This is a genomic window from Calditrichota bacterium, from assembly GCA_014359355.1.
Taxonomy (GTDB): Bacteria; Zhuqueibacterota; Zhuqueibacteria; order JANLFK01; family Oleimicrobiaceae; genus Oleimicrobium.
This window is the reverse complement of record JACIZP010000295.1, coordinates 1-10,900: the sequence shown is the minus strand read 5'-3', so window position 1 is coordinate 10,900 and position 10,900 is coordinate 1. Positions and strand designations below refer to the sequence as shown.

At 59.7% G+C, this 10,900-nt stretch carries 5 protein-coding genes; all 5 read left to right on the top strand.

Annotation, left to right across the window (positions count from 1 at the left end):
* Nucleotides 1-3,062, top strand: a 3,062-nt coding sequence (locus tag H5U38_12665) for a TonB-dependent receptor (GenBank protein ID MBC7187878.1), incomplete at its 5' end; no start/stop codon positions are given.
* 41 nt (nucleotides 3,063-3,103) lie between these two features.
* Nucleotides 3,104-5,179, top strand: a complete 2,076-nt coding sequence (locus H5U38_12660; GenBank protein MBC7187877.1) for a fibronectin — start codon at nucleotides 3,104-3,106, stop codon at nucleotides 5,177-5,179.
* A gap of 52 nt (nucleotides 5,180-5,231) precedes the next feature.
* The gene (locus H5U38_12655) at nucleotides 5,232-6,290 is read left to right on the top strand and encodes a PorV/PorQ family protein (protein MBC7187876.1); all 1,059 of its coding nucleotides are present in this window, start codon (nucleotides 5,232-5,234) and stop codon (nucleotides 6,288-6,290) included.
* Nucleotides 6,291-6,341: 51 nt separating this feature from the next.
* On the top strand, nucleotides 6,342-7,541 hold the full coding sequence (locus H5U38_12650; GenBank protein MBC7187875.1) for an IPT/TIG domain-containing protein: 1,200 nt from the start codon (nucleotides 6,342-6,344) through the stop codon (nucleotides 7,539-7,541).
* Nucleotides 7,542-7,772: 231 nt separating this feature from the next.
* The gene (locus H5U38_12645; protein ID MBC7187874.1) at nucleotides 7,773-10,763 is read left to right on the top strand and encodes a TonB-dependent receptor; all 2,991 of its coding nucleotides are present in this window, start codon (nucleotides 7,773-7,775) and stop codon (nucleotides 10,761-10,763) included.
* The last annotated feature ends 137 nt before the right edge of the window (nucleotides 10,764-10,900 follow it).

Genomic DNA, 10,900 nt, shown 5'->3' with positions numbered 1-10,900 from the left:
GAGTGGTGACCGACGCCGAGACCGGTCAGCCACTCCCAGGGGTGAACGTGGTCATTGAGGGCACGACGATGGGCGCCGCCACTGCCCTCGATGGTCACTATGTGATCCTCAACGTCCCACCTGGCGTCTACACCCTGCGTGCATCCATGATTGGCTACACCACCGTGACCGTCACCGACGTGCGGGTCAAGATCGACCTGACCACCACCGAGGATTTCAAGCTTTCGCCCGAGACCCTCATGGGCCAGGAAGTGGTGGTGGTGGCTGAGCGCCCGGTGGTCCAGGTGGACGTTGCTGCCTCCCAGAAGAACGTCACGGCCAGCGAAATCACTGCGCTCCCAGTGGCCAAGGTGACCGACGCCATCGGTCTGCAGGCTGGCGTCACCTCTGGGCTGGGCATCCGTGGCAGCGGCGCCGACCAGGCTATTTTCATGGTCGACGGCGTCGTGCTGCGCGATGAACGCGACAACCGACCCATTACCGGCGTGCCACTTAGTGCCGTACGCGAGGTGTCGGTGCAGGTAGGTGGGTTCAGCGCCGAATACACCAACGTCCGCTCCGGCGTGGTCAACGTGGTGACCAGAGAGGGCGACCCGAAAGGGTACAGCGGCACGGTCACGTTCAAGATAAGGCCACCTGGACCCAAACACTTCGGCATCTCCCCTTACGACCGCAATTCCTACTGGCTCCGTCCCTACCTGGATGACGCGGTCTGCTGGACGGGGACGAAGAACGGCGCCTGGGATGCCTACACCCAGCGGCAGTACCCAGAGTTTGACGGCTGGAACAAGATCTCGGCACTCACCCTGCAGGACGACGACCCGAGCAACGACCTCACCCCCCAGGGGGCCCAACAGGTCTTCCTCTGGGAACACCGCAAACAAGGGGACATTAAAGACCCCGACTATCTGTTCGACGCCGGGTTCGGTGGGCCGGTACCCCTGGTCGGCAAGTACTTGGGTAACCTCCGTTTCTTTGCCTCCGGCCGCCGCGAGGAGGAACAGTACCTCATTGAGCTGTCTCGCAAATCCATCTTGGATCAAAGCTTCATGTTGCGGATGTCATCGGACATTACCCCCAGCATGAAGCTTTCGTTTATCGGGCTCTATGGTGAGACGTTCGCGGTCTCTTCCAGTTTCTCCGGCGGTACTTCCTACTTCGAGACTGCCGAAGAAATTGCCGATCAGATGACCACGGGCAGCTTTACCGTTCCCACGCGCTATTACACCAACATCTACTGGTCGCCGACCTCGCGGTTTTACCATACCGCCACGCTGAAGTTCACTCATGTGCTGAGCCCCAGCACCTTCTACGAAGTGCAACTGAAGCGACAGGGCAAGAAGTATTACACCCGGCCGGGACGCTATCGGGACACCTCGAAGCTGTACGAGGTGTTCCCCGGCTACTACTTAGATGAGCGGCCGTTTGGGTTCTCGGAGGAGCCGATCTTCGGCATCGACGGCGTGTTCATCATGGGTGGGCCGGTGAGCGTATCGCGGGACTATAGCCGACTGGCCACCTACACGGCCCGCGCCGACCTGGTCAGCCAGGTGGATCGTCGCAACCAGGTCAAAGTCGGGACCGAGTTTGTTTACGATCAGTTCAGGATGTCCTTCGGTCAGTACAACGCCTACCTGCCCGAGGGCAACACCTGGACGCGCGTGAACCAGAACCCCTTCCGCGGCACCTTTTACGTGACGGACAAGATAGAGTTCGAGGGCTTTATCTCCAACCTTGGACTGGTCTTGGACTACAGTAATCCGAACGGCAACTGGTTTGATGTGGATGCCTACGACCGCGGCTTCTTCTCCCAGGCCTACCGGGAGGAGCGCGAGTCGCAGTACAAGACCAAGAAACCCGAGACGCGCTGGACATTGAGCCCGCGCCTGGCCATCTCTCATCCCATCACGGCCAGCTCCAAGCTCTATTTCAACTATGGCCACTATCGCCAGATGCCGACCTCTGAGCGGTTGTACCGGGTGCAGCGCTCGGCTATTAACGCCGTCGACTACTTCGGCGATCCTACCATTCCGTTGGCGAGGACGGTCTCCTACGAGCTGGGTTACGATCATGCCCTGGCGAGGGACTACCTGCTGCACCTGTCGGCTTATTACAAGGACATTACCGACGAGGAGTACTGGGTTCGTTATCTGAGTTTCGACGGCAAGGTCAACTACTACAAGCTGACCAACAACGCCTACGAGGACATCCGCGGGTTTGAGGTCGACCTCACCAAGCTGTGGGGGAGCTGGCTGACTGGCGACCTCAACTACGAGTATCGGGTGGAGACCTCCGGGCAGTTTGGCCGAGGGTACATGTACGAGAACCCGGCTGACCAGCGCGAGTACGAGCGAAGGAACCCCGTGCAGTATAAGCCGCGGCCGCGGCCGCGTTTCAAGGCGTACCTGGACCTGCACACGCCTACTGACTACGGTCCGGTGTTCCTGGGGCAGAGGCTGCTGGGCGAGTGGCACCTCAACCTGGTCGGCCGTTGGACTGCCGGCAGCTGGTTCACCTGGAATCCGAACAACGTGCCGGGCATCACCTACAACGTGCGGTGGAAGGACTATTACAACCTTGACTTAAAGCTCTCCAAGCTCTTCCCCATTGGCAGGTTTGACGTGAAGCTCTTCGTGGACATCTACAACGTGTTCAACATCAAGCGCTTCTCCGGTGTTTCGCACGTCAACGTTTTCGACTACAACTATTACATGCAGTCCCTCCACCTCCCGAAGGACATCGGCGATCCCCTCGGCTATCCGTACATCCCGGGCAACGACCGTCCGGGCGACTACCGCAAGGACGGGGTCGCGTTCCAGCCGATGGAAGCGGTGTCGGACATGAAGGATGTCAGTAAACTCGACCCCCATGTCATCTACTACGATCTGAGCAGGAAGAACTACTTCGAGTGCATCGGCGGCCAATGGGTGATGGTGCCTGAGCCGAAGATCAAGAAGTTGCTCGATGACAAGGCATACATCGACATGCCGAACCAGACGCACTTTACCTTCCTCAACCCGCGCAGCGTGTTCTTCGGCATCACCATTGACTTCAGGCTGTAGCGAGAGGAACCTGGACGATTGAACAAGCAGAAGGACAGACCATGAGACGAATCGCACACTGGCTTGGGGTGGCGTTGCTGGTGCTCGTGCTTGTGCCGGGCCCGGGACGCGCCGACGAGACAAGGTGGATGGCGGTCGGCCAGCTGCACGACTGGTTCTCCAGTGCCGGCTGCGAGATCGAAGTAGGCCGTCGCCACCTGGTCTCCGACCAGCAGGATGGCTTGCGCTGGCCTGCGCAGTTCCGCTACCAGGACTGCAAGGCGGCAAAGGCGCTGTGGATCGGGGCGACCAACTACCCGGATCCGTTGGTGGGAGTGACGTTCAACTACAAAGTCGTCCACTGTGGCCCGCGGGTGCTGAACGAAGAGAGCGAATTCATGCCTGTCACTTTCAAGATGTACGGGAAATTCGAGCGGCCCCTGGTGCTGGTGGACGGCATCCCGGCAGGGGTGATTGATTACCTCGACTTTGTCGACGAAGTGGACCCGAACCTGGTTGCCGACCGCGTGCTCTACAACGAGGTGAACACCGGCATCGGCATCACCGAGAAGCGCACCATCTATGCCTTCAGCCAGCAGCACCACAACAACTACTTCATCTACGACTATGTGTTCAAGAATACCGGGATTGTGGACACCAAGGGCACCAAGCACAATCTGACGCTGGAAGGCGTGGTGTTCTTCTTCCAGTACCGCTACGCGCCGTGCCGGGAGGTAGGGCCATACGGCTACTACTGGATGCCCCAATCCTCCTCGTGGGGGCACAACGCCATGAACGACAGCATGATGGTCTATGACCCCCAGACGGGTGAAGGCTATCTATCGTTGTACACGTGGCACGGTATCCACTCCAAGGCGGGGTTCGATAACATTGGCGCGCCTGATATTCGGCCCAATGGCGACGGTCGCCTTGGGGCGGCGCAGCATGTGGGCATCGTGGTGCTCCATGCGGACAAGTCGGCCACCGACAAGTCGCATGATCCGGCGCAGCCTACCACCACGCAGTTCCTCGGCTCGGACGTGCCCATCACCTCTGGCAACGATGCCTTCAACCCTGGTAAGATGGCCGAAGAGTACGCGGCCATGACTGCGGGTCACCCGCTGAAGATGCATGCCGACGCGGTGATGGAATCCGGCCAGGCTGCAGATATCTGGGGCTCGACCCCAGGCGGCTTCTCCCATTGCGCGGGATTCGGCCCGTACACCATGGCGCCGGGCGACAGCATCCACATCGTCATCGCCGAGGGCGTTGCAGGATTGAGCCGGGCTAAGTGCACAGAGGTGGGGGCCAAGTGGCTGGCGGGGGGCAGCGGGCCTTTCCCACTCCCGGACGGCTCCACCACCAGCAATCGCGATGAGTACAAGGACAAGTGGGTGTTTACGGGTCGCGACTCCTTGTTCAAGACCTTCCAGCGGGCGATCATGACCTACAAGCTGAACTACAACATCCCGCACCCACCTCCGCCGCCAAAGTTCTTCGAGGTAACCGGTGGCGGCGACCGCGTGATTCTCAAGTGGTCCAATGAGCCAGAGTCGTGGCCAGGTTTCGCCGGGTATCGGCTATACAGGACCATCCATGTGCCGGACACCACGTACCAGCTCATCTTTGCCTGTGGACCGGGAACCGACCACCCGCAGATCGTGAACGAGTACGAGGATTTTGATGCGGTGCGTGGTTTTGACTACTACTACTACATCACCTCCGTTGATGACGGCTCGCGCAACGTGACGCCTGCCAATCCGCCCGGGCCGTTGGAGAGCAGCATGTTCTACACGCGCACCAACGAACCAGTGCGTTTGAAGCGGCAGGCGGGCAAGAGCCTGGCGGACATTCGCGTGGTGCCCAATCCGTACAACATTCGCGCCCGGGACTTGCAATACGGCTACGGGGCGCCAGACCGCATCATGTTCCTGGACATTCCGCCGGTGTGCACCATCAAGATCTTCACGGAGCGGGGCGATCTGATCGAGACCATCGAGCACACCGATGGTAGCGGCGACGCGGCGTGGAACTCCATCACTTCGTCCCGGCAGGTTGTGGTTAGCGGCGTCTACATCGCCTACTTCGAGACACCTGACGGCCAGAGCACCTATAGGAAGTTTGTCATCATTCGTTAGCGGGCCGGTGGGCGAAAGAGCAGGTCACCACAAGTCAAGGGAGACGTCGATAATGGAAAAACGCATGGTTAGTCTGTTGACGGTGCTGTTCGTCGTGGCGCTGAGCGTCGTGACGAGCACTGCGGCTAACAAGAAGTTGGCCCAGACAGGTTTCCAGTTCTTGAGCGTGCCCACTGAGGCACGGGCGGCGGCTATGGGCGAGGCCTTCACCACTGTCGCCGGCTACTCGGCTTCCATGCTATACAACCCGGCCAACATGGCGCGCGTCAACTCGCTGGTGGATGTCTCCATCAGCCAGAACAAGTGGATTGCGGACATCAATCACATGTCCGGCACGATCGCGCTCAACCCGTGGCGGGGTGAGTACGGCGTGCTGGGCTTCAGCCTGCTGGCAGTGGACTATGGCGAGTTCCTTGGCACCATGGTGGATCCTACCACCGAGAAGGGCTATATTGACACGGAAACCTTCACCCCTTCGGCCTTGGCCGTAGGCGTGGCCTATGCGCGCTCGCTGACTGACCGCTTCTCCGTGGGTGGGCACGTTCGCTACTGCTACCAGAAGCTGGGGAGCAGCACCCTGCCGGTCGGCGATGTCTCAGCTGGGATCACCGAGAAGGTCGACAACACTGCGGAGGTGCTGGCGTTCGACTTTGGCACGCTGTATCGTACCGGGTTCCGCACCTTAGCCTTCGGCATGAGCGTGCGTAACTTCTCGAAGGAGATCAAATTCCAGAAGGAAGGCTTCCAGCTTCCCCTCACCTTCAGGATCGGCGTATCCATGGAGGTACTGGAGCTTTTCCTGGGCAAGAACGACATGCACAATCTTCTCCTCTCGATTGACGCAAGTCACCCCCGCGACTACCCCGAGCAGCTGAGCGTGGGAGCCGAGTACACCTTCATGGGCCTGCTGGCGCTGCGGGGAGGCTACACTACTGGCTACCGCCACACCGAGGAAGAGAAAGGGAAGTACGGCGATCCAGATCGAGGGTTGAGCCTTGGCTTCGGCGTGCAGAAGGCATTTGGCAACCACTTGATTGCCCTCGACTATGCCTACATCCCATTCGGTGTGTTCGATGCGGTGCAGATGATGTCGTTCCGCCTGGCCTACTAAGCGCCGGGTCGGTGGAAAACGCCGGACGTGCCGAAACTCAGGAGACGCACCATGGATGCGAGATACTCCAGGATCTTAGCAGTTCTGGCGATGGGGATGGTGACGGTGCTGCTCATGGGATGCGAGGCTGAATACCCGGAGAGCCTCTACAACCCCAACTTCCAGGGCAGGCCGACGCCAGTCATCACCAGCATCATCCCTCCCGATAGCGCTCTGGCAGGCATCGGGCAGATTACCATCAAGGGGGAGAACTTTTCTCCGGTGATGGAAGAGAACTTTGTCTACTTTGGCAAGACGCAGGCAGAGCTGGTGTCGGCGAGCGCTACGGAGTTGCGGGTCAAGACGCCGAACGTCACTGGTGACTCGCTTAACGTCAAGGTGGCTGTACATGGCGCCTTGCTTTTCAGCAACGTGGTCAAGTACAAGCTCCTGACCGCGATCTGGGATTGGGGCAGCTTCTTGGCCGCCGATGATCCCTGGGCCATCACCTGCGATGCCGACGAAAACCTCTACGTTGACCTCACCACAAGAAACATCGACAAGGTCACCAAGGACAACGTTCGCTCGACGTACGGCACGGTGCCATTTGTGAAGGGCACCGGCATGAAGATGGGACCAGGTGGTTATCTGTACGTGGCGCGGACGACGACAGCCCTCTATCGCATTCCGCCGGGAGGTGGAGCTGCGGTGAAGTGGGTTGATGCGCCCGGCAAGGTCTACGACTTTGACTTTGCCCCCTCCAAGTCCATGTACGCCGGCGGCGATGGCGACTTCTTGTATCTGATCAAGCCGGACGGCACCGGCAGCAAGGTGGCCAACTACCGCAAGGTCTACATGCGGGCCGTACGCGTGTTCGACGGATATGTATACGTGGGCGGCAGGGATTCCACGGGCCAGCAGTACATCTGGCGCAACCAGATCTTGGCCGATGACCAGGTGGGCCCGACCGAGGTCTACTTTGCGTGGAGCGCGAAGGTGGACCCCACCTCGCAGGTTTACGCTTTGACCTTTGCCCTGGACGGTGACATGTACGTGGGCACCGACCACGCCGCTGGCATCATGATTGTCCATCGCGACGGCTCCTTTGAGCCACTGTACGAGGGTTTGCTCAAGCCGTACGTCTATTCGCTTGCTTGGGGGACCCGTTCTTACCTCTACGCTAATCAAAGGGACGACACTGACCCAGCCAAGAAGAGGATGCTGAAAATCAACGTGCTGAAGCAGAGCGCTCCGTACTACGGGCGCGAGTAAGCAGTCTGGGCTCCACAGTCCGGGGGGGCTGCTGCAGAACAGTGGTAATCGAGTGCAGTGGTGGAGGCGGACCTTCGCGTTCCCGTAGCAGGGTCCGCCCATGCGCCTGAGGGGAGCAAAGAAGGAAGCTGCAGGGATGCTGGGATCAGCAGCCCAAGGGTGCGACAAGGTCAAAGCAAGGAGAGTGTGCTTGTGAAAACGCGAGCCCTTTTGTTGCTCGTGGCCGTTGGCATGTGCGCCGGTCTTCTGTACGGAGGCACGACCGGCAAGATCGCCGGCCGTGTGGTTGATGCCGAAAGCGGTGCCCCCCTTCCTGGAGTGAATGTGATTCTGGCGGGCACGCGCATTGGTGCGGCCACCGATGCCAATGGCTACTACGTAATCTTGAATGTGCCACCGGGCACCTATTCGCTGCAGGCCTCGATGATAGGGTATGCCAAGGTGACGATGACCAACGTGGTCGTCAACGTGGACCTCACCACGACCGTGGACTTTAAGCTCAAGGTCGAAGTGTTGACCATGGAGCAGGTGGTCGTGGAGGCAGAGCGCCCCATCGTGCCCAAAGACGTCTCCGCCAGCCAGGTGAATGTCGAGTCGCGCGTGATCGCCAGCTTGCCTGTGCAGGAGCTGTCCCAGGTAGTCGGGTTACAGGCGGGCATCCGCGGCCTCGTCATTCGCGGTGGTGATGCGCGCCAGGCTGCGGTGCTCATGGATGGCCTGTCTCTTAACGACGAGCGCTCCAACACCCCCTACACCACCGTGCCCTTGTCGGCAGTCAAGGAGGTGCAGATTCAGACTGGCGGGTTCAACGCTGAGTACGGCAACTTGCGGTCGGGTATCATTAACGTCATCACCAGGGAGGCGGACCGTCGGCGGTACAACGGCACGATTTCTGCCCTGTATCGTCCTGCGGGCCCAAAGCACTTTGGCCCCTCGATCTATGACCCGAACACCTACTTCACCCGACCCTACCTCGATCCGGCGGTGTGCTGGACCGGCACGGCCAGCGGAGGGTGGGACAGCTACACGCAGCGGCAGTATCCGTCGTTCCCTGGGTGGATTGCTGTGGCCGACGCCACTCTCCAGGACAGCGACCCTTCCAATGACTTGACCCCGGAGGGAGCACAGCGGCTGTGGAAATGGCAACATCGTCGCCAGGGCGACATCACCAAGCCTGACTATGTGGTCGATTTCTCCTTCGGCGGGCCGGTGCCTCTGGTGAGTGAGATGGCTGGCGGCCTGCGCTTTTTCCTCTCGCATCAGCGACTGCGCGAGATGTTCATCTTCCCCTTGTCCCGTGACTCCTATGGGGAGAACGTCAGCCAGCTCAAGCTGATCTCCGACATCAGCCCATCCATGAAGGTGGTGGTCACGGGAATGTACGGCGAAGTCCACTCGGTCTCCCCGTACGACTGGACCACCACGCCTACGGGCGACGTGCTGCGCGGCACTTATTCGGTGGCCGACCTGGTCAATAGCAGCAGCGGCAACGCCATCCTCTACACGCCTGGCTACTACAGCCCTGCCTCAATTTATCGCAACATGGTGGGCATCAAGTTCACGCATGTGCTCACCCCGCGCACCTTCTACGAAGTGAGCCTGCAGAACAACATCAACCGCTACAATACCTTCCAGATGACGCTGCGCGACACCACCAAGCGCTATGAACCCGTGCCCGGCATCTGGGTAGACGAGGCGCCATGGGGCTACTGGGGCTATGGTGTGACCGGCATTGGCGACGCCATGATCATCGGCGGGTGGATGAACTTGGGGCGTGACAAGAGCGTCATCCAGACTTCGTCGTTGCGTTTCGACCTCACCAGCCAGGTGGACAACCGCAACCAGGTGAAAGCCGGCTTCCAGTTGGTTTACAACGACTTGAACATCAAGTCGTACACCGAGAACCCCGGCATGAGCACCTGGAACCGGACGCAGACTTACCACCGCTTCCCGTTCCGCGTGGGGGCCTACGTCCAGGACAAGTTGGAATTCCAGGGTTTCATCGCCAACTTGGGCCTGCGGTTGGACTACACTGACCCCAACGGCATCCGCTACGCACTGCAACCCTACGACAAGCTTTACCGGGAAGGATATGGCAAGACCATCGAGAAGGCCGCGCCGGTCACCGACGCCAAGGCGCACCTCTACCTGAGCCCGCGCCTGGGCGTGTCCCACCCGATTACCGAGAATTCCAAGCTGTACTTCAACTACGGGCACTTCCTCCAAGAGGCGGCTTCCACCTACCGCTTCCGGTTGCAGCGGGAGGCCAACGGCCTGGTGACCTCCATCGGCAACCCGGACTTGGAAGAGGAGCGCACCGTCGCCTATGAGCTGGGCTACTCGCAGAACCTCTTCGACATGTTTCTGCTCAATATCGCGGCCTACTATCGCGACATCACCAACCAGCCGGGGTGGGTGTACTACCAGAACGTCACTGGGTCGGTGAAGTACAACATCACCGAGAACAACAACTACCAGGACGTGCGTGGCTTTGAAATCACGCTCACCAAACGTGTCGGTGGCTGGGTGAGCGGCTTTGTCAACTACACGTACGAGGTCATTACCAGCGGTTACTTCGGGCTCTTGCGCTACTATCAAGATCCCAACATGCAGCGTGACTACCTGCGCCAGAACCCGTATCAGGAGCGGCCGCACCCCCGACCGTACGCCCGTGCGAACATCGACTTTTTGACCCCGCCGCAGTTTGGCCCCAAGGTTTTGGGCCTGCATCCGTTGGGACTGTGGAATCTGAACGTGCTGGCCAGCTGGCGTGCCGGGGCTTATGAGACCTACAACCCGCACAACATCCCAGGCCTGGTGGACAACGTCCAGTGGAAGGACTACTACAACTTAGACCTGCGTCTTGCCAAGACGTTCCAGTTCGGCCGCTACGATGTGCAGTTCTACGTGGACGTGACTAACGCCCTGAACATCAAGCGGCTGAGCTACGCAGGGTTTGCCAACTACTACGACTATCTGGACTACCTGGAATCGCTCCACTTCCCCTGGGAGACGGGCGCCGAACATGGCAACGACCGGATCGGCGAATACCGCAAAGAGGGGGTGAAGTACGAGCCCTACGACCCAACCGATCCCACGAAGACCAAGGAGGACCTGGACAGGATTCTCAAGACCAAGGCCTACATTGACATGCCGAATTTGACGTACTTCACCTTCCTGGATCCCCGTGATGTGAAGTTTGGCATCAAGGTGAACTTCTGAGCCTGGGAAGCCAGGATGAATGCTATGGAGAACCCGAAGCATAGGGAAGGTCACATGATAACAAGAACGGGAAGCATCGCACTCCGCGTAGGTGCCGCCCTGCTGCTCCTTGCGCTGCTCGTTGCTCAGAGTAGCGG

Excerpts from the sequence above, each read along its gene's own strand:
- H5U38_12660 (MBC7187877.1), top strand. The coding sequence starts at position 3,104 with ATGAGACGAATCGCACACTGGCTTGGGGTGGCGTTGCTGGTGCTCGTG.
- H5U38_12655 (MBC7187876.1), top strand. The coding sequence starts at position 5,232 with ATGGAAAAACGCATGGTTAGTCTGTTGACGGTGCTGTTCGTCGTGGCG.
- H5U38_12650 (MBC7187875.1), top strand. The coding sequence starts at position 6,342 with ATGGATGCGAGATACTCCAGGATCTTAGCAGTTCTGGCGATGGGGATG.
- H5U38_12645 (MBC7187874.1), top strand. The coding sequence starts at position 7,773 with ATGTGCGCCGGTCTTCTGTACGGAGGCACGACCGGCAAGATCGCCGGC.